The sequence below is a fragment of the Pseudomonas sivasensis genome (assembly GCF_021391435.1).
Taxonomy (GTDB): domain Bacteria; phylum Pseudomonadota; class Gammaproteobacteria; order Pseudomonadales; family Pseudomonadaceae; genus Aquipseudomonas; species Aquipseudomonas sivasensis.
This window is the reverse complement of the sequence record NZ_CP090029.1, coordinates 4349508-4374198: the sequence shown is the minus strand read 5'-3', so window position 1 is coordinate 4374198 and position 24691 is coordinate 4349508. Positions and strand designations below refer to the sequence as shown.

At 59.8% G+C, this 24691-nt stretch carries 24 protein-coding genes and 1 tRNA gene; 21 read left to right on the top strand and 4 right to left on the bottom strand.

Going from position 1 to position 24691, the window contains the following annotated elements:
* Window positions 1-166 precede the first annotated feature (166 nt).
* The 10 genes from LRO94_RS19740 (at window position 167) to LRO94_RS19695 (ending at window position 9127) form a co-directional block, all read left to right on the top strand.
* Window positions 167-688, top strand: a complete 522-nt coding sequence (locus LRO94_RS19740; protein WP_032885959.1) for a fimbrial protein — start codon at window positions 167-169, stop codon at window positions 686-688.
* Window positions 689-738: 50 nt separating this feature from the next.
* Window positions 739-1299, top strand: coding sequence for a fimbrial protein (locus LRO94_RS19735; protein WP_032885957.1), 561 nt, complete (start codon window positions 739-741; stop codon window positions 1297-1299).
* Between the two features lie 20 nt (window positions 1300-1319).
* The gene (locus LRO94_RS19730) at window positions 1320-3923 is read left to right on the top strand and encodes an outer membrane usher protein (protein WP_179178657.1); all 2604 of its coding nucleotides are present in this window, start codon (window positions 1320-1322) and stop codon (window positions 3921-3923) included.
* Window positions 3920-4681 (top strand): fimbria/pilus periplasmic chaperone, encoded by a 762-nt coding sequence (locus LRO94_RS19725; RefSeq protein WP_122680445.1) that lies wholly within the window; start codon window positions 3920-3922, stop codon window positions 4679-4681. The genes LRO94_RS19730 and LRO94_RS19725 overlap by 4 nt, the downstream gene beginning before the upstream one ends.
* 17 nt (window positions 4682-4698) lie before the next feature.
* Window positions 4699-5280: a fimbrial protein gene (locus LRO94_RS19720; protein ID WP_032885954.1), complete on the top strand. Its 582-nt coding sequence runs from the start codon at window positions 4699-4701 to the stop codon at window positions 5278-5280.
* Window positions 5281-5290: 10 nt separating this feature from the next.
* Window positions 5291-5785, top strand: coding sequence for a fimbrial protein (locus LRO94_RS19715; protein WP_233896878.1), 495 nt, complete (start codon window positions 5291-5293; stop codon window positions 5783-5785).
* A gap of 25 nt (window positions 5786-5810) precedes the next feature.
* Entirely contained in the window at window positions 5811-6290 is a 480-nt protein-coding gene (locus LRO94_RS19710) for a fimbrial protein (protein ID WP_032885951.1), read from the top strand.
* An 11-nt stretch (window positions 6291-6301) separates the two neighbouring features.
* Complete coding sequence (locus LRO94_RS19705; RefSeq protein WP_032885949.1) at window positions 6302-6838, top strand: fimbrial protein; 537 nt, start codon at window positions 6302-6304, stop codon at window positions 6836-6838.
* A gap of 280 nt (window positions 6839-7118) precedes the next feature.
* Entirely contained in the window at window positions 7119-8078 is a 960-nt protein-coding gene (locus LRO94_RS19700; protein WP_032885948.1) for a fimbrial protein, read from the top strand.
* 92 nt (window positions 8079-8170) lie between these two features.
* Entirely contained in the window at window positions 8171-9127 is a 957-nt protein-coding gene (locus LRO94_RS19695; protein ID WP_179178658.1) for a DMT family transporter, read from the top strand.
* On the opposite strand, the gene LRO94_RS19690 is transcribed toward LRO94_RS19695, so the two are convergent.
* Window positions 9124-10512, bottom strand: a complete 1389-nt coding sequence (locus LRO94_RS19690) for a class II fumarate hydratase (protein ID WP_032885945.1) — start codon at window positions 10510-10512, stop codon at window positions 9124-9126. The genes LRO94_RS19695 and LRO94_RS19690 overlap by 4 nt on opposite strands.
* 179 nt (window positions 10513-10691) lie before the next feature.
* Here LRO94_RS19690 and LRO94_RS19685 point away from each other — a divergent pair, with 179 nt between their 5' ends.
* The 7 genes from LRO94_RS19685 (at window position 10692) to LRO94_RS19655 (ending at window position 18364) form a co-directional block, all read left to right on the top strand.
* A complete protein-coding gene (locus tag LRO94_RS19685; protein ID WP_032885944.1) occupies window positions 10692-11207 on the top strand; it encodes a DUF2059 domain-containing protein in 516 nt (171 codons plus the stop codon).
* A gap of 6 nt (window positions 11208-11213) precedes the next feature.
* Window positions 11214-11507, top strand: coding sequence for a BolA family protein (locus LRO94_RS19680; protein ID WP_032885943.1), 294 nt, complete (start codon window positions 11214-11216; stop codon window positions 11505-11507).
* Between the two features lie 101 nt (window positions 11508-11608).
* The gene (gene trhO, locus LRO94_RS19675; protein ID WP_032885941.1) at window positions 11609-12550 is read left to right on the top strand and encodes an oxygen-dependent tRNA uridine(34) hydroxylase TrhO; all 942 of its coding nucleotides are present in this window, start codon (window positions 11609-11611) and stop codon (window positions 12548-12550) included.
* A gap of 36 nt (window positions 12551-12586) precedes the next feature.
* Complete coding sequence (locus tag LRO94_RS19670) at window positions 12587-13192, top strand: DsbA family protein (protein WP_179180049.1); 606 nt, start codon at window positions 12587-12589, stop codon at window positions 13190-13192.
* A complete protein-coding gene (locus tag LRO94_RS19665) occupies window positions 13182-14984 on the top strand; it encodes an ABC transporter ATP-binding protein (RefSeq protein WP_122680451.1) in 1803 nt (600 codons plus the stop codon). The genes LRO94_RS19670 and LRO94_RS19665 overlap by 11 nt, the downstream gene beginning before the upstream one ends.
* Window positions 14985-15055: 71 nt before the next feature.
* On the top strand, window positions 15056-17518 hold the full coding sequence (locus tag LRO94_RS19660) for an EAL domain-containing protein (protein ID WP_099603065.1): 2463 nt from the start codon (window positions 15056-15058) through the stop codon (window positions 17516-17518).
* Window positions 17519-17596: 78 nt separating this feature from the next.
* Window positions 17597-18364: a TenA family transcriptional regulator gene (locus LRO94_RS19655; RefSeq protein ID WP_407692699.1), complete on the top strand. Its 768-nt coding sequence runs from the start codon at window positions 17597-17599 to the stop codon at window positions 18362-18364.
* A gap of 20 nt (window positions 18365-18384) precedes the next feature.
* Here LRO94_RS19655 and LRO94_RS19650 read toward each other — a convergent pair whose 3' ends face one another.
* Window positions 18385-19311 (bottom strand): GGDEF domain-containing protein, encoded by a 927-nt coding sequence (locus LRO94_RS19650; protein ID WP_032885934.1) that lies wholly within the window; start codon window positions 19309-19311, stop codon window positions 18385-18387.
* Between the two features lie 281 nt (window positions 19312-19592).
* Window positions 19593-20735: an FMN-dependent L-lactate dehydrogenase LldD gene (lldD, locus tag LRO94_RS19645; protein WP_032885933.1), complete on the bottom strand. Its 1143-nt coding sequence runs from the start codon at window positions 20733-20735 to the stop codon at window positions 19593-19595.
* A gap of 101 nt (window positions 20736-20836) precedes the next feature.
* Here lldD and LRO94_RS19640 point away from each other — a divergent pair, with 101 nt between their 5' ends.
* The 3 genes from LRO94_RS19640 (at window position 20837) to LRO94_RS19630 (ending at window position 22588) form a co-directional block, all read left to right on the top strand.
* Entirely contained in the window at window positions 20837-21733 is an 897-nt protein-coding gene (locus LRO94_RS19640; RefSeq protein WP_122764617.1) for a LysR family transcriptional regulator, read from the top strand.
* 60 nt (window positions 21734-21793) lie between these two features.
* Window positions 21794-21869: transfer RNA gene (locus LRO94_RS19635), tRNA-Asn, on the top strand.
* 260 nt (window positions 21870-22129) lie between these two features.
* Window positions 22130-22588 carry an Hsp20 family protein gene (locus tag LRO94_RS19630; protein ID WP_032885931.1) on the top strand — a complete coding sequence of 153 codons (459 nt, stop codon included), beginning with the start codon at window positions 22130-22132 and terminating at the stop codon, window positions 22586-22588.
* Between the two features lie 92 nt (window positions 22589-22680).
* On the opposite strand, the gene LRO94_RS19625 is transcribed toward LRO94_RS19630, so the two are convergent.
* Window positions 22681-23325, bottom strand: a complete 645-nt coding sequence (locus LRO94_RS19625) for a TetR/AcrR family transcriptional regulator (RefSeq protein WP_179178660.1) — start codon at window positions 23323-23325, stop codon at window positions 22681-22683.
* Between the two features lie 122 nt (window positions 23326-23447).
* Between LRO94_RS19625 and LRO94_RS19620 the strand changes: the two genes are divergently transcribed.
* Window positions 23448-24659, top strand: coding sequence for an MFS transporter (locus LRO94_RS19620; protein ID WP_179178661.1), 1212 nt, complete (start codon window positions 23448-23450; stop codon window positions 24657-24659).
* Window positions 24660-24691: the final 32 nt, after the last annotated feature.

The window sequence follows — 24691 nt, the reverse complement described above, 5'->3', positions numbered from 1 at the left end:
CAAACTTTCCCTGTGTTGAGCGGTGTCGCGAATTGCAATGCAATAAGTTGGAAAAACAACTTGGCGGTCACCGACTTAATGGCACGGGTCACACCGTTCGTTTAATCAGTCCTGCGCTGACGCGTTGCAGGACGCCTTATGACATTTGATAAGTGGGAAATTGTGAATGAAAACTAAACTGAAAACTGTGCTCTTGGCTGTCGGCGTTTTGGCGGGGACTGCGTCCGTTGCTCAGGCCGCGGATGGAACGGTCACGTTTCTGGGCTCGGTACATTCGGGCGCCTGCTCCATCAAACCTGACTCCGTCGATCAGACCATCCGACTGGGTGCGATCGCCAAACACCAGTTGGAATCAGGCGGCAAGTCCGAAGCCCGTCGTTTGCTGATCGAGCTTGAAGGCTGCGACTTGTCCAACCTCACCGACAATACCGTCACCACGACCTTCACGGGAGCACCTTCCAGCGTTGTTCCAGGGGCGATCGGCACGGTGGGTGGCGCCGGCGGCGTGGGCATCATGATGACCCACGGCGGTGACGTGGTTGAGCTTGGCGTTCCTACAACTCCGCAGATCATTGCTGCCGGCAATAACACGCTGGAGTTCGGGGCTTACGTCCAAGGTGCCGCCACGGGCGCCATCACTCCTGGCGATTTCAGCGCAGTCACCAATTTCACCTTGGCTTATCAGTAAGTGTTTCCCCCGCCACCGCGGGTGGCGGGGGACGCTGTCGGGAGATCCAGGTGAAAACATTCATGCGTTTCGCTATCGCTTCTTCACTAACGACGTTGGTCTGCCCTTACGTTTTTGCGCAAGAGGCCTCACAGGGCGAGGGCGTTGTCCTGCTTGGGGGACAAGTCGTCGACTCAGCCTGCGGGTTGGAGCTGGCCAGTATCGACCAGACCATCGAGATGCCACCAGAGCCGGTTGGCCGGCTTTTACGTAACACGCGCGGAGAAGACCATCCCTTCCAGTTGCGCCTGATCAATTGCTCGTTGACTCGGCCGGACCCGTTGCGCCCGGGGGTAACTCTGCCTGATTGGGAGCATATGCGAGTGACGTTTGACGGGCCCACCGACAGGCTAGGGCTCTCCTTTGCGGTGTTTGGCGACTCGCAGGGGGTCGCCCTGCACATTGTGGACGCCGCCGGCGAAGAGAGTATTCCGGGTCAGCGGATGGCACCGACACCGTTGGCGGAGGGCGATATGACACTCAACTACAGATTCTATCTGGTCGGCAATGGACTGCCGCTGGTGGCGGGACCCCACAGCGCCGCAGTGCGGTTCAAGTTGGAATATTTTTGAACATTGATGGGCAGGCATGCATGTTGAATACGGCGAAGATCAAAAATACGCTGCGCCCGGGCCTGTTTGGTGGGCTTATATCACTGGCGGGAAGTGCATTGGGCGCCGCAGATATCGAGTTTAATACGGACGTTCTTGACCTGACTGATCGCACTAATATTGACTTGTCTCAGTTTGCGCGCAGCGGGTTTATTTTACCCGGCACTTATTCGATGGTTGTGCAGATAAACGGTCAGCCTATTGCTGAACAACCGGTGGCGTTCTATCCGCCCGATAATGATCCCAAGGGTAGCCAGGCCTGTTTGTCCCACAGTCTTGTGGAACAGTTGGGCCTTAAAGTGTCCGAAGCCGACAAACTGGCATGGTGGAAAGGCGGCGAGTGCCTGGACATTCAAAGTTTGCCTGGCATGGACGTCCAGGGTGATCTGGCCAGCTCCACGCTGAGCATCAACTTGCCCCAGGCATACCTTGAGTACAGCGCCATCAACTGGGATCCGCCTTCACGCTGGGATGAAGGCGTGCCGGGGCTGTTGATCGATTACAGCCTGACGGCGCAGTCCAACTATCAACGAAACGACGGTAACCGCAAAAACCTCAGTGGCAATGGCACCGTGGGGGCTAACGCCGGTGCCTGGCGCCTCAGGGCGGACTGGCAAGGGCGCGTCGAGAGCGGCCGACAAGAAGCCGCAGGGCCTCAAAAGCTGGAGTGGAGCCGCTACTACGCGTATCGCGCTATTCCGGCGTTGAGAGCGCGCCTGTTAGTGGGTGAGAACTACCTGTATTCGGATCTGTTTGACAGCTTCCGCTTTACCGGTGCCGCGCTGAACTCTGATGAAAGCCAGTTACCACCCAACCTGCGTGGTTACGCGCCGGAAGTTGTCGGGGTGGCCAAAACCAATGCGAAAGTCATCATCAGCCAGCAGGGGCGCGTGCTCTACGAAACCCTGGTGGCGGCAGGCCCCTTTCGCATTCAGGACTTGCAGGACGCGGTGACGGGCAAGTTGGACGTGCGGATCGAAGAACAGGATGGCGTGGTAAACAGCTTCCAGATCGACACGGCGGGCGTTCCCTACCTGACGCGTCCGGGCCAAGTGCGTTACAAGCTGGCCGCGGGTCGACCGTCCAATCTGCAATACGGTGCGGATGGCGACTTTTTCGGTACCGGGGAGTTTTCCTGGGGGATCAGCAATGGCTGGTCGTTGTTCGGCGGCGGCATGACCGACAACAACTACCGAGCCGTGTCCGTGGGCGCAGGGCGCGACTTGCTGGCGTTCGGCGCCGTTTCGCTGGACGTGACGCAGTCGCGCGCCCATGTGTGGAACGAGACGCTCTCGGGTAAATCCTACCGCCTTCAATACTCCAAGAACTTTGAAGAGTATGACAGCCAGGTGACCTTCGCCGGTTACCGGTTTTCCGAGAAGAATTTCTTGAGTATGAGTGAGTACCTGGACGCCCGGCATTACGGGTTGAACGGCGAACTCGGCGGGCGCGGCGATTATCGCGATTCAAGCGAGGGCTGGAAGCCGATTGGCGGCAGCAAGGCGCTTTATACGGTGACGGTCAACAAACAGTTTCGTGACCTGGGCGCTACCGTCTACGCCAGTTACCACAAGCAAACCTATTGGGACCGGCCGGACACTCAGCGTTGGAACCTGTCGTTGTCGCGTTACTTCAATGTGGGCACGGTCAAGAATATGAACCTGTCCCTGAATATGTATCGCACCCAGGAATACAACTACAACGACAACGGCATGGCGCTGACGGTCAGCCTGCCGTTTGGACGCACCGGCACCCTGTCGGCGGATGCCAACAGGGCCGCCGGCAAGAACACCTTTGCAACCCGCTACAGCGATCGGATCGATGAGCGCAACAGCTACCAGCTCAGTGCCAGCAATGCCTACGGCAGTGGGTATCTGAGTCATATGGGGGATCAGGCCGACATCGACATCAGCGCCAGTACGCAAGAGGGTGGCTACAGCAGCCTGGGTGTGTCTGCCCGTGGTGGTGGCACGCTCACGGCCCACGGTGCGGCTCTGCACCGTACCACCAGCACCGGCGGCACGCGCCTGATGATCGATACCGGTGGGGTGCCCGATGTACCTGTTCGCGGTTACGGCTCACCGACTCGCAGTAACGGCTTTGGCAAGGCTGTCATCTCCGACATCAGCAGCTACCAGCGTACGGTGGCCAGCGTTGATCTGGAGCGCTTGCCGAGCAATGTCGAAGCGACTGAGTCGGTCACCCAGTTAACGCTCACCGAAGGAGCGATTGGTTACCGCACGCTGGATGTGATTGCCGGCGAAAAAGCCATGGCCATTCTGCGCCTGCCGGATGGCAGTTCACCGCCCTTCGGCGCGACGGTGAAGAACATGAAGCAACAGGACACCGGGATTGTGAATGACAGCGGCAGTGTCTACCTGAGTGGCTTGCGGGCTGGCGAGCAGATGGTCGTCAGTTGGGGCGGCGACGAACAATGCGTCCTTACGCTTCCCGCCATCCTGCCCGTTGATGGTTTGACGGACACCTTGCAACTGGGCTGCCACAGGATCGCCGCAACCCCATCCTTGCCCGGGCCAGCCACGCTGACCGGGGAACTTATCGATACGGAGAACACAGCCTCATGATGCTTGATATGCGCCTCACCCCTCCGGCTTTCGTGCTCCTGGCTCTGGGTTTGAGCCAGAGCGCCGGCGCCGCCGTCGGCCTAGACCGTACCCGCGTTATTTTTGATGGCGGTAAAGATGCCACCAGCGTGAGCATTACCAACAACAATACCCAGCTGCCGTATCTGGCCCAAGGCTGGATTGAGGATGAGGCGGGTAAAAAAATCACCTCGCCCTTGATCGTGCTCCCGCCGGTTCAACGCTTGGAGCCTGGTAAACAAAGCCAGGTGAAAGTTCAGGCTTTACCAGCAGCCAAGTCGTTACCGCAGGATCGGGAGACGGTCTACTACTTCAACTTGAGGGAAATCCCGCCGCGCAGCGATAAATCCAACACCCTGCAAATTGCATTGCAGACCCGCATCAAGTTGTTCTATCGACCACAAGCTATTACGCCAAGCCAGCAAGACCTGTCCAACCCCTGGCAGCAGAAACTGACCCTGACCCGCGAAGGCGATCAATACCGGGTTAACAACCCGACGCCTTATTACGTGACCCTGGTGGATGCGCGCAGCAGCAAGGACGGCAAAACCGCGCCGGGCTTCGCGCCGCTGATGATCCCGCCCAAAGACGCATTGACCTTGGGCCCCACGGCCAGCGCACTGGGTACGGCCCCTTACCTGGCCTATGTGAATGATTACGGCGGCCGTCCGCTTCTGGCCTTCACCTGCAATGGCAACACGTGCCAGGTGAACACGCAGGCCGCATTGCCGAAAGAGTAATGCGGCTGGAGAACGTCATGAAATCGAACAATGTGAAGGTCTTGGGCAGCTTGTTGTGGATCCTGGCGATGGGCGTACACGCCGAGGATGACGAGGATATTGAAGGTATGAGCGGGATGCTGAATGTGCTCGGGTCCATGCATGAATCGCCTTGCAGCCTGGAGATGGCGTCACTGCATCAAACGGTTGATCTGGACGCCGTGTCGAGCAGCCAGCTGCAGCGGCCCGGTGACCAGGCGACTGCTAAGGCTTTTCAACTGCGCTTTACCGATTGCCAGCGCACCGCCGGCCGCGTGCGCAGTGAACGCACCGGCAACCTGGTATGGAGTGCCTACCAACCCGTGCTGTCGGTGGCGTTTTCTGCGCCTGCCGATCCCGATGATCCACGGCTGGTCAAAGTGCAAGGCATCACCGGGATGGGCCTGCAATTGACCGACGCCCTGGGCCGGGACGTCCAGTTGGGTTCAAGGGGCGAAGCTTTGTTTCTGCCCGTGGGACGCAACATTCAGACCTGGCACGTACGGCCCACACGCACCGCTGCGCCACTGACCAGTGGAGCATTCAGGGCCGTGGTGGATTTCAGGCTCAACTATGAGTAAGGGCAGAGCGATGGATAGACCAATCAGCCCACGGGCCATTCTGATCGCTGTTTGCCTGATAGGGGCCGTCAGCCAGAGTGTGCAGGCACAGACCAATTTGACGATTCGCGCGGTCATCATTGCCCCTCCGCCGTGTGTCATTAACAGTGGCAATACGCTGGACGTGCCGTTTGGCAATGACTTGCAGACGTCACGGGTGGACGGGGTGAATTATCGTCGCGATGTGCCGTACACCGTCACCTGCAGCGCTCCCCACAGCAATGCGTTGACCCTGGCGCTCAACGGCACAGGCGCCTCGTTTGACAGCCGCGTGCTCTCTACGCGCAAGGCGGACCTTGGGGTCAAGCTGTTCGTGAACGGCGCTGACTGGCCGCTCAACACCCGGGTGAACTTTACCTATCCCAATTTCCCGGTGGTGCAGGCGGTGCCCGTCAAACGCGCGGGCAGCCAACTGAGCGGCGGGGCGTTCGATGCCGCTGCGACCCTTGTGGTCGATTACCAATGACGGCGACCTATATGAGGAACGACCAATGAAGGTTTGGCCACAGCGAGCATTGCTCGCGCTGTGCTCCATCGGCCTGTGCAATGTTGCATCGGCCAACCTGACGTTCAGCGGTACGTTGAACGAGCCGCCACCCTGCACGATTGAAGGTGGCAAGACCATTGAAGTCGACTTTGGCGACGTCGGGGTCAAGCGCATTGATGGTGTGAAATACCGAAAAGGTATCGGTTACGCGATTAATTGCGGCACCGACACGTTGCCGTGGGCGTTGAAGTTGAGTGTCAACGGCACCCCCACCGCGTTTGATGGCTCTGCCGTGCAGACCAGCGTGCCGGCGTTGGGTATTCGGGTTTTTCAGAACAGCCTGCCATTGCCCCTCAATACGCCAATGGACATCACCCTGTCGTCACCGCCGACATTGGAAGTCGTTCCGGTGCAACAGCCCGGGGCAGTCCTGACGCCGGCCCGGTTTACGGCGGTGGCCACGTTGTTGGCCGAATACCAGTAGGAGCTGAGTCGATGCGATATGAAATTGTGCATAAGGGTGCGTTGGCAGTGCTGCTCGTCCTCGGCCTGACCCCCTTGGGGTATGCGGCGGACAACCTGAGCTTCAAGGGCAACCTGGTTGAAGAGGCCTGCACACTGCGCCCCGGTGATGAGGCCGTAACTCTGGAATTGTGGGACCTGACCAGCAAATACCTCTATCTCAACACGCGATCCGTGGGCAAGCGTTTCAGGCTGCACCTGGAGGATTGTGACACCACGATCGGCGACTCGGTGACCATCATGTTCGGCGGCACGGAAAACACCGCGCTGCCCGGTTTGCTCGCGCTCGATGGCGGCAGTGGTGCCTCGGGGATCGGGGTGGGCATGGAAACGCTGAGTGACAAGCCCTTGCCCTTGAATGCCGTCAGCGACAGGCAACTGCTGAGCGATGGCAGCAATGTCATTGAACTCAAGGCCTACGTACAGGGCGAGCCGAATGCGATCAGGGATCAAACCATCGGGCACGGCGCGTACACGGTGACCTCCACTTTTACATTGGACTATCCGTAATCGTTCACAGCTGAAAGTGGCCTTGGCTAACCTCCAGCGCCTCCGGGGGGGCTGCAAGGCACGGCGTGACGTGCGATGGGTATTCGGATTTTTCACGACAGCTTGCCAGTGCCCCTCATTACGTCAGTGGACATCACCTTTTCGTCACTGCCGACATTGAAGGTGGTGGCAGTGCACATAAAAAGCCTCAGGCGAACCTCAACGCTCTCTCGGGCGGCTTTGACGCACACGGTGAAAGCGCGTTGGGTCACGCGGGGAGACAGGCAAAGAGAGATTAGAAATGAAACGATTATTTGGAACCACGGTGCTTCTCGTCTTGATTGGCGTGACTACAAACTTGCGCGCTGCTGAGTGCCGGGTAGACGGTGGGGCGTGGATAGGCGGAAACCCTAACCTGCAGGTTCCCGTCAGGGTTCAGGCGGATGCTGATAAGACACGTATCATGCTTGAGGGCGCGAATCTGGAGTGCAGGTTTAAACCCTTCCCGGGCTTTCCTCCCTCGAGAGAGGACTACTGGCGAACCTCGACCAGTGTCGGTTCGGCCTGGACTCCAGGCCCAAAGTTTGCCGCCCAAATCACCGGCCTTCGTATAAATGGAGCGTTTTACAACAATCCCGTTCCCAACGGCATTTATATCGCCACGATGCCCAATAACCTCATCGGTTATCCCATCAATGTGACCCCTTACATCATGCTGCGTAACAATCCCAGCAACCCCATCGACATTCGCGTAGGGGACGCCCTCGGCGTGCTGCGTCTGCAGCAGACAAACAATTACGACACATCCTCGGCGAGTCTGACGGTCACTTATTACGCCGCCAACAATTTCACCATCTCGCCCTCAACCTGCACGATCAACAATAACAACCCGATCGAAATCAACTTCGGCGACGTCCACCAACGGGCAATCGGCACCGATCCGCTGTCAACGTCCGTGGTCAGTAACCGCAGACTCACTTACTCCTGCCCTGACGGCGGAATCAACACACCGATCACCATTACTTATAAAGGCACGCGCTCCTCGTTCGACTCGCGGTTGCTGCTCATGAGCAATGCCGACGTGGGCACGGCGCTCGTGCGCGGCGGGGCTGCGGTAGCCGTTAACGGTTCATTCCTCACCCGAATCACCAACAGTGTGGGCGGAGACGATGTGACGTTTTCGCTGGTGCGGCGAACCGGCTCACTGCCGACTCCGGGGGCTATCAGCGGCAGCGGTGTACTGGTGATGGGGGTGCCATGACTCGGTCTGCGGCAGATGAATGATCGATACCCAAAACACACCGCATCGCCCTAGAATGCCAGCTCCTCCACCTCTGGTTTTTTGGGGCACTCATGCACATCTCTTCCGGCCGCTGGGTCTATGGCTTTGGCTTGACCCTGCTGACCGCGTTCCTCTGGGGCATTCTGCCGATCAAACTCAAGCAAGTGCTGCAGGTGATGGACCCGATCACCGTCACCTGGTTTCGCCTGACCGTGGCCGGCGGTTGTCTGTTCGTCTACCTTGCGGCCACCAAGCGTCTGCCCAGCCGCAAAGTGCTCGGCCCCAAGGGCGGTTGGCTGGTGGCGATGGCGGTATGCGGCCTGGTGGGCAACTACGTGTTGTACCTGGTGGGCCTGAAATCGCTCAGCCCCGGCACCGCACAGTTGGTCGTGCAAATGGGGCCTATCTTTTTGATGATCGCCAGCGTGTTTGTGTTCAAGGAACGTTTCAGCCGCGGGCAAGTGGTGGGATTGATCGTCTTGATCGCAGGCTTCGGCCTGTTCTTCAACCAGCGCCTGGAGGAATTGTTGACGTCCCTCGGCACTTACACCGCCGGGGTGCTGACGATCCTGCTCGCTACGTCGATCTGGGTGTTCTATGCCCTGGGTCAGAAGCAATTGCTGACCGTGTGGAATTCGCTGCAAGTCATGATGGTGATCTACCTCACCTGTGCCTTGTTGCTCACGCCCTGGGCCCATCCGCTGGAAGCGCTGCAACTGAGCCCGCTGCAAGGCTGGCTGCTGTTGGCGTGCTGCATGAATACGCTGGTGGCCTACGGCGCGTTTGCCGAAGCCCTGGCCCATTGGGAAGCCTCGCGGGTGAGTGCGACCCTGGCGCTCACGCCGCTGGTGACCTTTGTGGCGGTCGCCTTGGCGGCCTGGCTATGGCCAGACTACGTGCAGGCCGAAGAGATCAACGCCCTGGGCTATGCCGGGGCGCTGGTGGTGGTGCTGGGGTCGGCGACTGTCGCGCTGGCGCCATCGTTGCTCGCCGGGCTCAAGGCCCGGCGGCTGCGTTTGGCGTCTTAATGCCCGGCTTCGAGCATATTTTCCGGGCGTACCCACTGGTCGAACTCTTCGTCAGTGAGGTAGCCCAACTCCAGCGCGGCTTCCCGTAGCGTCAGCCCCTCGGCGTAGGCTTTCTTGGCGATCTCTGCTGATTTGTCGTAGCCGATATGCGGGTTGAGCGCCGTCACCAGCATCAGTCCACGCTCCAGGTGTTCGGCCATTTTCTCGGCGTCGGGCTCCAGGCCGGCAATGCAATGCTCCTGAAAGTTATTGCAGCCATCGGCGAGCAGGCGGATCGACTCCAGCAGGTTGTGGATGATCACCGGCTTGTACACGTTCAACTGCAAGTGTCCCTGGCTCGCGGCGATACCGATGGTCACGTCGTTGCCCAGTACTTGGCAGGCGAGCATCGACAGCGCTTCGCACTGCGTCGGGTTGACCTTGCCCGGCATGATCGAACTGCCCGGCTCGTTGGCCGGCAGCTTCACTTCCGCAAGCCCCGCACGCGGTCCGGAACCGAGCAGGCGCAGGTCGTTGGCGATTTTCATCAGGGCCACGGCCAGGGTTTTCAGGGCGCCGTGCAACGTCACTAGCGGCTCATGGCCGGAGAGGGCGGCGAATTTGTTCGGTGCGGTGACGAACGGCAGCCCCGAGAGCGCTGCCAACTCGGCTGCAATGGCCTCGCCAAAACCATGGGGCGAATTGAGCCCGGTGCCCACGGCCGTGCCGCCCTGGGCCAGTTCACACACTTGGGGCAGGGCGCTGCGGATGGCACGTTCGGCGTAGTCGAGTTGGGCGATAAACGCCGAGAGTTCCTGGCCGAACGTGATCGGCGTGGCGTCCATCATGTGCGTGCGGCCGGTCTTGACCAGCTTCATATGCCGCGCGGCCTGCTCGGCCAGACCGCCGGAAAGCGTAGCGATCGCCGGTAACAAACGTTGATGGACGGCCTGCACCGCCGCAATGCTCATGGCCGTCGGGAAGCAATCATTGGAACTCTGGGAACGGTTCACATGGTCGTTTGGGTGTACCGGGCTCTTGCCGCCGCGTTGATTGCCTGCCAGTTCGTTGGCACGGCCGGCGATCACTTCATTGGCGTTCATGTTGCTCTGGGTGCCGCTGCCGGTCTGCCACACCACTAATGGGAATTGGTCGTCATGGTTGCCGGCGAGGACTTCATCGGCGGCCTGTTCGATCAGGCGGGCGATGTCGGCGGGCAGGTCGCCGTTGCGGTCGTTGACCCGTGCGGCTGCCTTTTTGATCAGGGTCAGGGCGTGCAATACCGGCAAGGGCATGCGCTGGTCGCCGATGGCGAAATTCACCAGCGAGCGTTGGGTCTGGGCGCCCCAGTAAGCGTCATCCGGGACATGCACTTCTCCCAGGCTGTCGGTTTCGATACGGCTCATCGGGCACACTCCTTAGGTTCGTTTGCGCAGTTTAGGCCGTGATTGACCTGGTGGGTTCCCTAAAAGACTTTTCATCGGGCAATCCGCGCCCGGCAAGGCCTGGGGTTGAGCCGCGAGGTTTTTTAGGCGCAGAATGGGCGCCCTTGGGGTCTTACCTCGCCAGCTAGAAAGGAAACTCGATGACTCGTCTTCGTGCCATCTGTACCGCGGTTGCTCTGGTTTGCGCCAGCGGCCAGGTTTTTGCCGATACCGCCAGCCACAACGCCAGTGCCGAAGCCTTCCTTACCCTGGCCCATGCCGACAAGCTGGGTACCCCGGTGTACATGCAAGTGCAGCAAATGTTCGCCCAGCGTTTCGAGCAGACTAAGGCGCCTGCCGCCAAGCAGTCCGTACTGGACAGCTACCAGGCCAAGGCCAACGCCGCCCTGGACCAAGCTATCGGCTGGCCGAAGCTGAAGCCGGACATGGTCAAGCTCTACACCACCAATTTCAGCGAATCCGAGCTCAAGGACCTGGTAGCGTTCTACCAGTCGCCACTGGGCAAGAAAGTCCTGGAAAAAATGCCGCAACTGACCCAGCAATCGGCCCAGATGACTCAGGCCAAGCTGGAAAGCGCCGTTCCGGTGGTCAACAAGCTGTTGGAAGACATGACCAACGAGCTGACGCCTAAAGCCGCTCCGGCCAAGAAGAAGTAAGCAGGAATGATCATGCAACAGCGTATCGAAACGGCGCTCGCCGCCCTGGACCCGCAACACTTGAGCGTGCTGGATGAAAGCCATATGCACAGCCGTGGGTTGCAGACCCACTTCAAGGCCGTGCTGGTCAGTCAGCAGTTCGAAGGGCTCAATCGCGTCAAGCGCCACCAGAAGGTCTACGCCACCCTGGGTGACCTGATGAGCGAGTTTCATGCGCTGGCGCTGCATACCTACACGCCTGAAGAATGGGCGACAATCGACGCAGCCCCGGCCTCGCCGACCTGCGCCGGCGGACATTGACGGGTTATCCCTGATAGAATCCGCAACGCGCCGCTTAGTCGGCGCGTTTTTTTTGCATCCGGTTCACCCTTTACGAGGGTAGCCACCTGGAGAGAACACCCATGACTCAACCGATCGTCGTGGCGGCACTGTATAAGTTCGTCACCCTCGAAGATTACGTCGCTCTGCGCGAGCCCTTGCTGCAGGCTATGGTCGACAACGGCATCAAAGGCACCTTGCTGATCGCCGAAGAAGGCATCAACGGCACCGTTTCCGGTAGCCGCGAAGGCATTGATGGCCTGATGGCCTGGCTGAAGAACGACCCACGCATGGACGACATCGATCACAAAGAGTCGTACTGCGAGGACCAACCGTTCTACCGCACCAAGGTCAAGCTCAAGAAAGAGATCGTGACGCTTGGCGTAGAAGGCGTCGACCCGAACAAGAAGGTCGGCACCTACGTCGACCCGAAAGACTGGAATGCCCTGATCAGCGACCCGGAAGTGCTGCTGATCGACACTCGTAACGACTACGAAGTGTCCATTGGCACCTTTGAAGGCGCAATCGACCCGAAAACCACCAGCTTTCGCGAATTTCCCGACTATATCAAAGCCAACTTCGACCCGGCCAAGCACAAGAAAGTCGCCATGTTCTGCACCGGCGGCATTCGGTGCGAGAAAGCGTCGAGCTACATGCTCAGCGAAGGTTATGGCGAGGTTTACCACCTCAAGGGCGGCATCCTGAAGTACCTCGAAGAGGTGCCTCAGGCAGAAACCAAGTGGCAGGGCGACTGCTTTGTTTTCGATAATCGCGTGACCGTGCGCCACGACTTGAGCGAAGGCGACTACGATCAATGTCATGCCTGCCGCACACCTGTGAGCGTCGAAGACCGCGCCTCCGAGCACTACGTGGCTGGCATTAGCTGCCCTCATTGCTGGGATAAGCTGCCGGAGAAAACCCGCCGCAGCGCGATCGACCGGCAAAAGCAGATTGAACTGGCCAAGGCCCGCAATATGCCGCACCCGATTGGCTTCAACTACAAGCAAACCCCTTCCGAGGCCTGACCTATGTCCGCGCGCCTGCTCTATGTAATGGATCCGATGTGTTCCTGGTGCTGGGGCTTTGCCCCGGTGGCGCAGGCGCTGGTTGAGCAGGCCCAAGCGGCCGGTGTGGACGTGCACCTGGTGGTGGGCGGCTTGCGCACCGGCAGTGGCGCGGCGCTGGAGCCGACGACCCGACGCTACATCCTCGAACACTGGCAGGCCGTCACTGAAGCCACGGGCCAGCCGTTCAAGCGCGAAGGCGCGCTGCCCGACGGTTTTGTGTATGACACCGAGCCGGCCTGCCGCGCCATCGTCACCGCCCGTAGCCTGGCGCCGGATTGTGCCTGGAAACTGCTGGGCCTGATCCAACGTGCGTTTTATGTGGAGGGGCGCGACGTGACCCTTGCCAGCGTGCTGGTTGAGCTGGCCGAGCAGGCGGGCATCCCGCGTATCGAGTTTGCCGGTGCGTTTGACCGCGCCGAGCAGCACGCGGCCACGGCGGCGGACTTTACGTGGGTGCAGGACCTGGGTATCGCCGGTTTCCCGACGTTGTTGGCCGAGCGCAATGGTCAACTGGCATTGCTCACCAACGGCTATCAGCCGCTGACGGAACTGTCGCCATTGCTCGCCCGATGGCTGGAGCGAGCAACCTGTGCAGGATGAGCCTAAACGCATTGACCGCCTGACCTGGGCGGAAATTCGCCGCCTGGCCTTGCGTCACAAGAAATCCCTGTGGATCGCCAATGGCGTTGCCGTGCTGGCGACCTTGTGCAGTGTGCCCATCCCCTTGCTGTTGCCGTTGCTGGTGGACGAAGTGCTGCTGGGCCATGGTGATGCCGCGCTCAAGGTGATGAATCACGCATTGCCCCTGGGTTGGCAGAAGGCCGCCGGTTATATCGGCCTGATGCTGGTGGTCACCCTGGCCCTGCGTTGCGGCGCACTGGTGTTCAACGTGGTACAGGCGCGGCTGTTTGCGCGGTTGGCCAAGGACATTGTGTACCGCATTCGCGTGCGTCTGATCGAGCGGCTCAAGCGCATCTCCCTGGGCGAATACGAAAGCCTGGGCAGCGGCACGGTCACCACTCACCTGGTCACCGACCTGGATACCCTGGATAAATTCGTCGGCGAAACCCTCAGCCGCTTTCTGGTGGCGATGCTGACGCTGATCGGCACTTCGGCGATCCTGGTATGGATGCACTGGCAACTGGCATTGCTGATCCTGCTGTTCAACCCGTTGGTGATCTACGCCACGGTACAGTTGGGCAAGCGCGTCAAACACCTCAAGAAGTTGGAAAACGACAGCACCTCACGCTTCACCCAAGCCCTGACTGAAACCCTCGACGCCATCCAGGAAGTCCGCGCCGGCAACCGCCAGGGCTTTTTCCTCGGGCGCCTGGGCCAGCGCGCCCAGGAAGTGCGTGACTACGCGATCCATTCCCAGTGGAAAACCGACGCGTCCAGCCGCGCCAGCGGGTTGCTGTTCCAGTTCGGCATCGACATCTTCCGCGCAGCGGCAATGCTCACCGTGCTGTTTTCCGACCTGTCCATCGGCCAGATGCTCGCGGTGTTCAGCTACCTGTGGTTCATGATCGGCCCGGTCGAACAATTATTGAACCTGCAATACGCCTATTACGCGGCGGGTGGGGCGCTGACGCGCATCAATGAGCTGCTGGCGCGTGCCGACGAGCCGCAATACGCCGGTGGTGAAGACCCGTTTTCCGGGCGTGAAACCGTCGGCATCGAAGTTCGCGGCCTGGATTTCGGTTATGGCGATGATCTGGTGCTCGATCAACTGAACCTGCAAATTGCTCCCGGCGAAAAAGTCGCGATTGTCGGCGCCAGCGGTGGCGGTAAAAGCACCCTGGTGCAACTGCTGCTCGGGCTGTACACGCCGCAGGCGGGCACTATCCGATTTGGCGGTGCAACCCAGCAGGAGATCGGCCTCGAGACTATCCGCGAGCACGTCGCGGTGGTGCTGCAACACCCGGCGCTGTTCAACGATACCGTGCGTGCCAACCTGACCATGGGCCGCGAGCGCAGTGACCAGGCCTGCTGGCAGGCCCTTGAAATTGCCCAGTTGGAGGCTACGGTTAAAGCGTTGCCTCAGGGTCTGGACAGCGTAGTGGGGCGTTCCGGGGTGCGTTTTTCCGGTGGTCAGCGTCAGCGCCTGGCGATTGCGCGCATGGTGTTGGCCGAACCCAAAGTGGTGATACTCGACGAAGCGACCTCCGCCCTGGATGCCGCCACTGAATACAACCTGCATCAGGCGCTGGCGCGGTTCCTCAGCGGGCGTACTACACTGATCATCGCGCACCGTCTGTCGGCGGTAAAACAAGCCGATCGAGTCTTAGTGTTTGACGGTGGTCATATCGCTGAGGATGGCGACCATCAGCAGTTGATTGCCGATGGTGGTTTGTACGCAAAACTGTATGGGCATTTGCAACAAGTACGTTGATTTAGCCTAGGCTGTGCTATCCGAATGGGTGTTTTGCGTGCGTATCCAGCAGTGCATATGCAAGGGAATTCATGAAGCAAAAGCGGACTCTAGGAACGCCTAGGCTGTTGGGCATTGTCTGGCCCTTTATCGCCGTCGTGCTGTTCCAGGCATTATTGGGCTGCGTCAGTCTCTACATGCTCTCAGCGGTACGAGGCTATGTGGGCGGCGAGAGCTTATGGTCCAAGGGCCAGAAGGACGCCATCTATTATCTGACGCTCTATGCCGACAACCGCGACCAAGCCACCTACCTCAAATACCAGCAAGCCATCGCCGTGCCTCAGGGCGGGCACGAACTGCGCATTGCCCTGGACCGCCCCACGCCTGACTTGGAGGCCGCACGTCTGGGCATTCTCAAGGGCGGCAACCATCCGGATGACGTCAACAGCCTGATCTGGCTGTACCTCAACTTCCGACATTTCAGCTACCTGGAAAAAGCCATCGAACTGTGGACAGTAGGGGATGGCTACCTGGTTCAGCTGGATGAGCTGGCCCGCGAGATGCACAGCGCAATCAGGGCCGATCAAGTCAACCCTAACGATGTGCGGCAGTGGAAGGCCCATATCACGGCCATCAACGAAGGCGTGACGCCGGCTGCCAAGGCCTTCAGCGATGCTCTGGGCGAAGGCTCGCGCATGATTCTGCGGTTGCTGCTGATCACCAACCTGGCAACCGCCCTGGGCCTGATCGTGCTGGCGCTGTTGCGTACCCATAAGCTGCTGACGCAGCGTCATGCCTTCGCCGATGCCTTGCAGGCCGAGAAGGAGCGGGCGCAGATCACCCTGGAGTCAATTGGCGACGGGGTGATTACCACCGATGTAGACGGTGCAATCACCTATATGAACCCCGCCGCCGAGGCCATGACCCACTGGAACTCTGGCCAGGCTCAGGGCCTGCCCCTGGCGGCGCTGTTCAACCTGCTGGATGACGACGCCCAACCCGATGGATTTACCCTGATCGAGCACATCGTCAAGGGGCAGTTTAAGGGGGGCAGCGAGCATTCAAAAACCATCCAGCGCCTGGACGGCAGTACGGTATCCGTCACCCTGGTGGGCGCACCGATCAGAAGCGCCGGCAAAATCAGCGGTGCGGTGCTGGTGCTGCACGATATGACCCAGGAGCGCCAATACATTGCCAACCTGTCGTGGCAGGCCACGCATGACGCCTTGACCGGCCTGGCCAACCGCCGCGAATTTGAATACCGGCTGGAACAGGTCCTGCACATGGCGCAGCAACCTGAGGGCGGGCGGCATGCGTTGATGTTCCTCGACCTCGACCAGTTCAAGCTGGTCAACGACACCTGCGGCCATGCGGCGGGAGATGAGTTGCTGCGGCATATCTGCGCGCTGCTGCAATCGGACCTGCGTGAGGGCGACACCCTGGCGCGCCTAGGCGGCGACGAATTCGGCATCCTGCTGGAGAATTGCCCGGCGGCTGCGGCGGAAAAAATCGCCGAGAGCCTGCGCCACACGGTGCAGAGCCTGCATTTTGTGTGGAAGGGCCGGCCGTTCATGACCTCCGTGAGCATTGGCCTGGTGCATATCTCGCAAACCCCGACCACCTTGGAGACTTCGCTGCGCGCCGCCGATATGGCCTGCTACATGGCTAAGGAAAAAGGCCGCAACCGCGTGCAGGTTTACCACGCTGACGACTCGGAGCTGTCCGTGCGTTTTGGCGAGATGGCCTGGGTGCAGCGCCTGCACATGGCACTGGAGGAGAACCGGTTTTGCCTGTACGCCCAGGAAATCTCACCGCTGGGAAATACCGATGCTGGCAACGGGCATATCGAAATCCTGCTTCGCCTGCATGATGAGGCGGGTCGGACCATCCTCCCCGACAGCTTTATCCCTGCCGCCGAGCGTTACGGTTTGATGACGTCCCTCGACCGTTGGGTGGTCGAGAACGTGTTCAAGATCATCGCCCGTTGCATGCACGAGCGTCCGGGCCGGCCTATGGCCATGTGTGCGATAAATCTGTCAGGAATCACCATTGGCGATGATGATTTTCTCGGGTTTTTACATGAAAAATTCGGTACTTACGGCATCCCGCCAGAAATGATTTGTTTTGAAATAACTGAAACCAGCGCAATAGCAAATTTAGGCAGCGCCATTCGCTTTATTAATGAACTCAAGGCCTTAGGTTGCCATTTCTCCCTGGATGATTTTTGCGCCGGGATGTCCTCGTTCGCGTATCTGAAACATTTACCTGTAGACTTCCTGAAGATCGATGGAAGTTTCGTAAAGGATATGCTGGACGACCCGATTAACCGCGCAATGGTCGAAGTGATCAATCACATCGGCCACGTCATGGGTAAGCGCACAATTGCCGAGTTTGTTGAAACACCGCACATCGAACAGGCGTTACTCGATATTGGTGTGGATTACGCTCAGGGCTACCTGATTGAACGACCGCAATTGTTTACCTTTGATAGTTTGCAGTGTCGACCTGTGCGGCCGCAGCCTCTGTTATTGAAGGCGCCCGGCACATTCCGCTGAAACATTTGCTGGTCTGTAAATCACACTTAAAAAGGAGCCTTAACAGTGATCGACACCTTCAACAGAACCGGCCCGCTTATGGAAGCCTCAAGCTACCCCGTCTGGGCTCAGCAATTGATCCAGGACTGTAGTGAGAGCAAGCGCCGAGTTGTCGAGCACGAACTGTACCAACGCATGCGTGACAACACGCTCAGCGCCAAGACCATGCGTCACTACCTCATTGGTGGCTGGCCTGTGGTGGAACAGTTTGCCTTGTACATGGCACAGAACCTCACCAAGACCAAATTTGCGCGCCATCCAGGAGAGGACATGGCGCGACGTTGGCTGATGCGCAATATCCGCGTGGAGCTGAACCACGCCGACTATTGGGTGCATTGGGCCCGCGCCCACGGAGTCAGCCTCGAAGAGCTGCAGGCCCAGAATGTACCGCCGGAGCTGCATGCGCTGAGTCATTGGTGCTGGCACACCAGCTCATCCGATTCGTTGATCGTGGCCGTGGCTGCGACTAACTATGCCATCGAGGGGGCGACTGGGGAGTGGTCGGCCGTGGTCTGTTCCACCGGCGTGTACGCGGCGGCGTTCCCCGAGGAAGACCGCAAGCGTGCGATGAAGTGGCTGAAGATGCACGCCCAGTACGACGACGCTCACCCTTGGGAAGCCCTGGAAATCATCTGCACCCTGGCCGGCATGAACCCGACCAAGGCGTTGCAGGTAGAGCTGCGCCAGGCCGTGTGCAAGAGCTATGACTACATGTACCTGTTCCTGGAAAGCTGCATGCGCTTGGAAAAAGACAAGCCAGCCACCGCCGTGCGTGAACGCCCGCTGCGCGTCGCCAGCGAAGCTTGATGTAACGCGATGGCGGGGTTCTACCCCGCCATTGCCAAGCGGTTACGGCCTTCGCGCTTGGCCACGTACAACGCGTTGTCGGCCCGGCGCAACAGGCTTTCGACCGACTCGGCGGCCAGCAAGGTCGAACAACCGAGGCTTACCGTCAATTCGATCCGCTTTCCATCCGCCCAGTAATCCTGAGCCTGTGCTGCCTGCCGCAGGCGCTCGCCCACCATCGCCGCCGCATCCCGGCCGGTGTTGGAGAGCAGGATCAGAAACTCCTCTCCGCCAAACCGAAACACCATGTCCACGTTACGCAACTGGGCCTTGATGGCCGCTGCGACGGTGCGCAGTACGGTATCGCCGGCCGCGTGACCGTGGGTGTCGTTGATTACCTTGAAGTGGTCGATGTCCAGCATCAGCAAGGACAATGGGTGCAGGTGCCGGCGCGCCATGTCTATTTCCCGTTGCAGAGTCTGGTCCATGGCAATGCGATTGCCCGTCTCGGTCAGGGGGTCACGCAGCGCGCTACGGGTCGCGGCGCGATAGAGCAGGGCATTGCGCATCGGGTAGAGCAGGGTGGCCAGCAGTGACTCAAGCTGACCTAGTTCGTCTTCGGCGAGGCGTTGGTTGCGACGGAAGATCAGCTCACCCAAGTGTTCGCCTTCATGGCTGAGGCTGTAATTCACCGAGTGGTGGCCGCGCTGGCCGAACTCCAGCCGCAGATCACTGGCCTGATGGCGATAGTGCAGGGCATCAAGGGGCACCAAGCGCTGGATCTCACGGAAGAACAACCCGAGGATGCGATCCGGCTCCAGGCTGGTCTGCAATTGCATTCCCAGTTGCTGGCGAAGTTGCGCGACGGTCGTCGGGCGGCGAGGCAGGAGCGATGGCTGGCCAAATCCCAGGCGTTGCAATTTGGCACTGTCGAAGTCAATTGCGTTGGTCTGGGTAGGTGTTTTCATAAGCGATCGGCCTCTAAGCTCTTAGCTGTCTTACAGGCTCGATGAGAGTGGCGAGTGCCAAGCGTCTAACTGTTCCTTCAGTTCCGTAAAACATTGGGAACAGTTTAGACCGCTTTGCAAAGCGTTATAACCCTTGGGTGCCCCCGCACGTCATGTCATCGCTTAGCCTGCTTGAACGTGGTTAGAGCGAGATTCATGCCATTTCGTTTACTTTAAAAATAATCCTTATGAATCAACGGCCTTTTTTCACGCAGCAAAAGGCCATCGGCGCATGACGTCAGTTATTTGGCTGATTGAACCAAAGTGGTGTGGTCAATCTGGTCAATTGACGTGACGCCAGTGAGTGTCATCGCCACGCGCATTTCCTTGGCAAAGATGTCCAGCAGGTTCTCCACGCCATGCTGCCCGTCGGCGGCCAACGCGTAGGCGGTGGCACGCCCCAGCAGGCAGGCCTTGGCACCCAGGGCCAGCATGCGCACCACGTCGAGCCCGGAGCGGATGCCTGAGTCCACCAGCACCGTCAGCTCATCGCCCACGGCTTCGGCAATCGGTGGCAACGCTTTGGCAGTGGACAACACGCCGTCCAACTGGCGGCCGCCATGGTTGGAGACCACGATGGCATCGGCGCCAAAACTCACGGCGTCCTTGGCGTCCTGGGGGTCGAGGATGCCCTTGATGATCATCGGTCCTTTCCAGAACTCGCGGATCCACTCCAGGTCTTTCCAGCTGATGGACGGGTCGAAATTGTTCGCCAGCCAGCCGATGTAGTCTTCCAGGTGGGTAGGCTTGCCGAGGTATTTGGAGATATTGCCCAGGTCGTGTGGACGGCCCATCAAACCCACGTCGAAGGCCCATTGCGGCTTTGTGACCGCCTGTAGCATGCGCCGTTGCGCCGCAAACGGCCCGGACATGCCCGAGTGGGCATCACGGTAGCGTGCGCCCGGCGTGGGCATGTCGACGGTGAACACCAGCGTGGTGACGCCGGCCGCCTGGGCGCGCTCCAGCGCATTACGCATAAATCCGCGGTCCTTGAGCACGTAGAGCTGGAACCAGATCGACTGCGAGCTCTGGGAGGCCACTTCTTCGATCGGGCACACCGACACCGTCGACAAACAGAACGGAATACCCTTGTTGGCCGCCGCCTTCGCCGCCTGCACTTCGCCGCGCCGCGCGTACATGCCGGTCAGGCCCACGGGGCTGAGGATCACCGGCATGTCCAGTTCCTGGCCGAATAGCGTGGTCTTGAGGCTGAGGTTGTCGACATTGCGCAGGATGCGCTGGCGCAGGCTGATCTCGGCCAGGTCCGAACTGTTCGCGCGCATCGTGTGCTCGGCGTAGGCGCCGCCGTCGATGTAGTCGAACAGGAAGCGCGGGAGCTTGCGCTTGGCGGCAGCGCGGTAGTCAGAGGCGGACGAAATGATCATGCACGGAATCTCGGCAAGGCAAGGTGCCTCCAAGATAGGCAAACTTCTGTCATGATAAAAACAACTTTTATCGCTAGTAGTCAGTCGAAAAAGGAATACTGATGAACCTGAGAACACTGCGTGCCTTTGTCGAAGTGGTTCGCCAAGGCGGTTTCTCTCAAGCCGCTGAAGTGGTGTCCCTGACCCAGTCGAGTGTGAGCAAGGCGATCAAAACCCTGGAGGACGAACTGGGCATGCCACTGCTCAACCGCCTTGGCCATCGCAATCAACTCACCGCCGCTGGCGAAATCGCCTACAGCCGCGCCCTGGTTTTGCTGGCCGAACACAACGATCTGGTCGCCGAGATCAATGACTTGCGTGGTCTCAGACGCGGTGTATTGCGCATCGGCCTGCCGCCGGTGGGCTGTGGCGTGTTGTTTGCGACGATGTTTGCCACCTATCGCACACGCTACCCCGATATCGACATCGAACTGACCGAGTACGGCAGTAAACGACTGCGTGAATGCCTGGAAGCAGGTGAGGTCGACCTGGCGGCCCTCTTGCTGCCCATAGACGAAGGTTTCGACTACCAACCCGTGCGCAACGAACCGCTGATGGCCGTCCTGCCGATCAGCCACCCCCTGGCCCAGCGCAAACGAATCGACTTCACCGACCTGGCAGATTCGCCGTTTATCCTGTTCGAAGCCGGCTTCGCCCTCAACGCCAAAATCCTCGCCGCGTGCGAGCGCAAAGGCGTGCAACCGCGTGTGGCAGCGCGCAGCGGCCAGATCGACTTTATCGTCGACTTAGTATCCGCCGGCCTCGGCGCGGCCTTCCTGCCGCGCATGCTCGCGCACAAGCACCAACACCCCGGCATCGCCCTGATCCCCCTGGACGAACCTCATACCGACTGGCACATCGCCCTGGCTTGGCGCGCCAGCGCCCACTTGCCACCCGCCGCTCGGGCCTGGTTGGAATTGGCCAAGGAGTCACAGCTTTCAACCGGCCATCCGGATTAATCGCCCAAAATGTCATGGAAAGCTTGACTTCTCCTTTTCAATCAGTAACATACGGCGCATTCCGCGATAGCTCAGTTGGTAGAGCAAATGACTGTTAATCATTGGGTCCCTGGTTCGAGTCCAGGTCGTGGAGCCAGATAGAGAAAGCCTGCAGAGATGCAGGCTTTTTTTTGCCTTGGATTTCTCCGGGGCGATAGAAGCGCACAGCATGAGTGCATCTCGCGATGGCCTTGGCGCGCCGGTGCGTCAGCCGGTCTTCACGCAATCTTCGGTGCGAGTAAAATTTTTTTGTGGTCGCCGCTTGAAATTTTTTCCCCTGATCCTACTTAGGTTTTACGCGATGCCGAATGCGGGTCGCGTATCAAATCACTTGGAGAAAACTCAGGAGATTTTGCAATGGCTACTACTCTCTCGTTGGCCCCTCTGTTCCGTCATTCCGTTGGTTTTGACCGGTTCAACGACCTTTTTGAATCGGCGCTTCGCAGCGAGGCCGGTACCACCTATCCACCTCACAACGTCGAAAAGCACGGTGATGATCATTACCGGATCGTCATCGCGGCCGCAGGACTGGTTGAGGATGACTTGGAGATCCAGGTGGAAAAAGGCGTGTTGACCGTCGCCGGTGGCAAGCGTGAACACGATGAGGGCATCACTTACCTGCACCAAGGCATTGCCCAGCGCGCGTTCCGTCTGTCGTTCCGCCTGGTCGACCACATTGAAGTGCAGGGCGCGCAACTCGCCAATGGGTTGCTGAGCATTGATCTGCTCAGGGTGGTCCCGGAGGAAGCGAAGCCTAAGCGCATTGCGATTGGCGGTGCGGCCAAGGCTGACGTGAAATCCATCAGCGAGCAGTAAGGCTGGAATGAATAAAGGCGCTCTTCGGAGCGCCTTTATTCGTATGGGCTAAAGATGGGGCAGGTGGGCTGCGACTTTTACCGGTGGTTGTTTTAGTGCCCGCCCCGGTGCCGAATGGGCGGCGCGATGGACGCGGCAATATCCCATGTCAGCATGAGCTGGCTGATCGCCCCATCGATCGTTGCATGCGGCACGCCATCGCGCGCCAATAGCGACACGCCCTGCAAAAAGCTGTCAAACACACTCGCCATCACCGCCGCCTCCGTCGTTTCGGGTAGCTGGCCTTCACGCTTTGCCCGCTCAACACACGCCACAATCCCCGCCCGTGTGCGCAGGCGCGACTGGGTCAACCCATCCGCCACCCGTGCATTCTCCGGGCTCGGTGCGCTCATCACACCCAGTGCCACCATGCAGCCCTTGGGGTGGCCGTCTTCACACTGCATGCGCGCCGATTGGCGCAGCGCCGTCTCGACGGCCTGACGCGGTGGCAGGGCTTGGTCCCACAGGCATTCGGTGACCTGGGCGTAGGTCGCGAGGTAACGCTGCACGCACTCATCGAACAGCGCCTCCTTGGAGCCGAATGCAGCATAGAAACTCGGCGCGGAGATCCCACCGCCCAGGCCAGCCTTGAGCTGGGCCAGGGAGGTGGCGTCGTAGCCGTGCTGCCAGAACAGGTGCAGGGCCTGTTCCACGGCCTGTTCGCGGTCGAAATTACGGGGGCGGCCCATTTGTGCCATGTCAGGTCTCCGATGGGGAAAACGAGATAAATACTAGTCGATACATAAGTCGTTGACAACGCGCACCGATCGCCCGCAACATCTATATCGATCAGTATCTAAGTCTTGCCTAGGAGTTTCTCTTGACCCCCTCACTCACTTTATCGGCCGCATCCGAGCGTTTGCCCATCGGGGCCTTGCTCGCCCTGGCGATGACCGGTTTTATCTGCATCGTCACCGAAACCTTGCCCGCCGGCCTGTTGCCGTTGATCAGCGACGATCTGGGCATTTCGCCGTCCATGGCCGGGCAAATGGTCACGGCGTACGCGCTGGGTTCGGTATTGGCGGTGATTCCCATGACCATCGCCACCCGTGGCTGGCGCCGACGCAACGTGCTGCTGCTGACCATCGTCGGCTTTCTGCTGTTCAATTCGATCACCGCGTTGTCGTCCCACTACGGCGTGACGCTGGTGGCGCGCTTCTTCGCCGGGGTGGCGGCGGGGTTGGCTTGGAGCCTGCTGGCCGGTTACGCCCGGCGCATGGTCGCGCCGCATCAACAAGGTCGAGCGTTGGCGCTGGCGATGGTCGGCACGCCGATTGCGCTGTCGCTGGGGGTGCCGCTGGGTACCTGGCTGGGTGGGCTGGTGGGGTGGCGGACCACGTTCGGCCTGATGTCGGCCGTGAGCCTGGTGCTGATTGCCTGGGTGCTGGTGAAAGTACCGGATTATGCGCCCCAGCCCGCGCATCAACGTCTGTCGCTGGGCAAGGTGCTGACCACTCCAGGCGTGCGCCCGGTGCTGGCGGTGGTCATCAGTTGGATGCTCGCGCATAACATCCTCTACACCTACATAGCCCCGTTTGTGGCCCAAGCCGGGTTAGCTGAGCGCGTGGACCTGGTACTGCTGGTATTTGGCATCGCCGCGTTGGCGGGGATCTGGATCACCGCCAAATTGGTTGAGCCGTTACTGCGCAATACCGTTTTAGTGAGCCTGGTGATGTTTGCGGCAGTGAGCCTGGTATTCGGTGTTCTTGGCGCAGTGCCCGCGGTGATCTACCTCGGCGTGGCGGTATGGGGCTTGAGCTTCGGCGGTGCGGCAACGCTGCTGCAAACCGCCCTGGCCGACGCGGCGGGCGAGGGGGCGGATGTGGCGTTATCGCTGAACGTGGTGGCGTGGAACAGCGCAATCGCCGGCAGTGGTGTGGTGGGCGGTGTGCTGCTGGATACCTGGGGCGTGGCCTCGTTTGCGTGGGCGATGCTCGTGTTGATCGGCGTGGCGCTGGCAATTGTCTGGGCGGCGCGTGCCCATGGTTTCAGGCCGGGGCGAAGGGCTGGTGTTGAGACAGCGACTCAATAAACCTTCGGTCGAGCGCCATAGGGTGTACGCTG

What these genes read in the sequence shown, in the direction of transcription:
- LRO94_RS19725 (WP_122680445.1), top strand. Translation starts at nt 3,920, where the DNA reads ATGATGCTTGATATGCGCCTCACCCCTCCGGCTTTCGTGCTCCTGGCT.
- LRO94_RS19710 (WP_032885951.1), top strand. Translation starts at nt 5,811, where the DNA reads ATGAAGGTTTGGCCACAGCGAGCATTGCTCGCGCTGTGCTCCATCGGC.
- LRO94_RS19700 (WP_032885948.1), top strand. Translation starts at nt 7,119, where the DNA reads ATGAAACGATTATTTGGAACCACGGTGCTTCTCGTCTTGATTGGCGTG.
- LRO94_RS19630 (WP_032885931.1), top strand. Translation starts at nt 22,130, where the DNA reads ATGGCTACTACTCTCTCGTTGGCCCCTCTGTTCCGTCATTCCGTTGGT.
- LRO94_RS19625 (WP_179178660.1), bottom strand. Translation starts at nt 23,325, where the DNA reads ATGGCACAAATGGGCCGCCCCCGTAATTTCGACCGCGAACAGGCCGTG.
- LRO94_RS19720 (WP_032885954.1), top strand. Translation starts at nt 4,699, where the DNA reads ATGAAATCGAACAATGTGAAGGTCTTGGGCAGCTTGTTGTGGATCCTG.
- LRO94_RS19640 (WP_122764617.1), top strand. Translation starts at nt 20,837, where the DNA reads ATGAACCTGAGAACACTGCGTGCCTTTGTCGAAGTGGTTCGCCAAGGC.
- LRO94_RS19670 (WP_179180049.1), top strand. Translation starts at nt 12,587, where the DNA reads ATGTGTTCCTGGTGCTGGGGCTTTGCCCCGGTGGCGCAGGCGCTGGTT.
- LRO94_RS19660 (WP_099603065.1), top strand. Translation starts at nt 15,056, where the DNA reads ATGAAGCAAAAGCGGACTCTAGGAACGCCTAGGCTGTTGGGCATTGTC.
- LRO94_RS19680 (WP_032885943.1), top strand. Translation starts at nt 11,214, where the DNA reads ATGATCATGCAACAGCGTATCGAAACGGCGCTCGCCGCCCTGGACCCG.
- LRO94_RS19690 (WP_032885945.1), bottom strand. Translation starts at nt 10,512, where the DNA reads ATGAGCCGTATCGAAACCGACAGCCTGGGAGAAGTGCATGTCCCGGAT.
- lldD (WP_032885933.1), bottom strand. Translation starts at nt 20,735, where the DNA reads ATGATCATTTCGTCCGCCTCTGACTACCGCGCTGCCGCCAAGCGCAAG.
- LRO94_RS19715 (WP_233896878.1), top strand. Translation starts at nt 5,291, where the DNA reads ATGGATAGACCAATCAGCCCACGGGCCATTCTGATCGCTGTTTGCCTG.
- LRO94_RS19740 (WP_032885959.1), top strand. Translation starts at nt 167, where the DNA reads ATGAAAACTAAACTGAAAACTGTGCTCTTGGCTGTCGGCGTTTTGGCG.
- LRO94_RS19685 (WP_032885944.1), top strand. Translation starts at nt 10,692, where the DNA reads ATGACTCGTCTTCGTGCCATCTGTACCGCGGTTGCTCTGGTTTGCGCC.
- LRO94_RS19705 (WP_032885949.1), top strand. Translation starts at nt 6,302, where the DNA reads ATGCGATATGAAATTGTGCATAAGGGTGCGTTGGCAGTGCTGCTCGTC.
- LRO94_RS19650 (WP_032885934.1), bottom strand. Translation starts at nt 19,311, where the DNA reads ATGAAAACACCTACCCAGACCAACGCAATTGACTTCGACAGTGCCAAA.
- trhO (WP_032885941.1), top strand. Translation starts at nt 11,609, where the DNA reads ATGACTCAACCGATCGTCGTGGCGGCACTGTATAAGTTCGTCACCCTC.
- LRO94_RS19695 (WP_179178658.1), top strand. Translation starts at nt 8,171, where the DNA reads ATGCACATCTCTTCCGGCCGCTGGGTCTATGGCTTTGGCTTGACCCTG.
- LRO94_RS19655 (WP_407692699.1), top strand. Translation starts at nt 17,597, where the DNA reads ATGGAAGCCTCAAGCTACCCCGTCTGGGCTCAGCAATTGATCCAGGAC.
- LRO94_RS19730 (WP_179178657.1), top strand. Translation starts at nt 1,320, where the DNA reads ATGTTGAATACGGCGAAGATCAAAAATACGCTGCGCCCGGGCCTGTTT.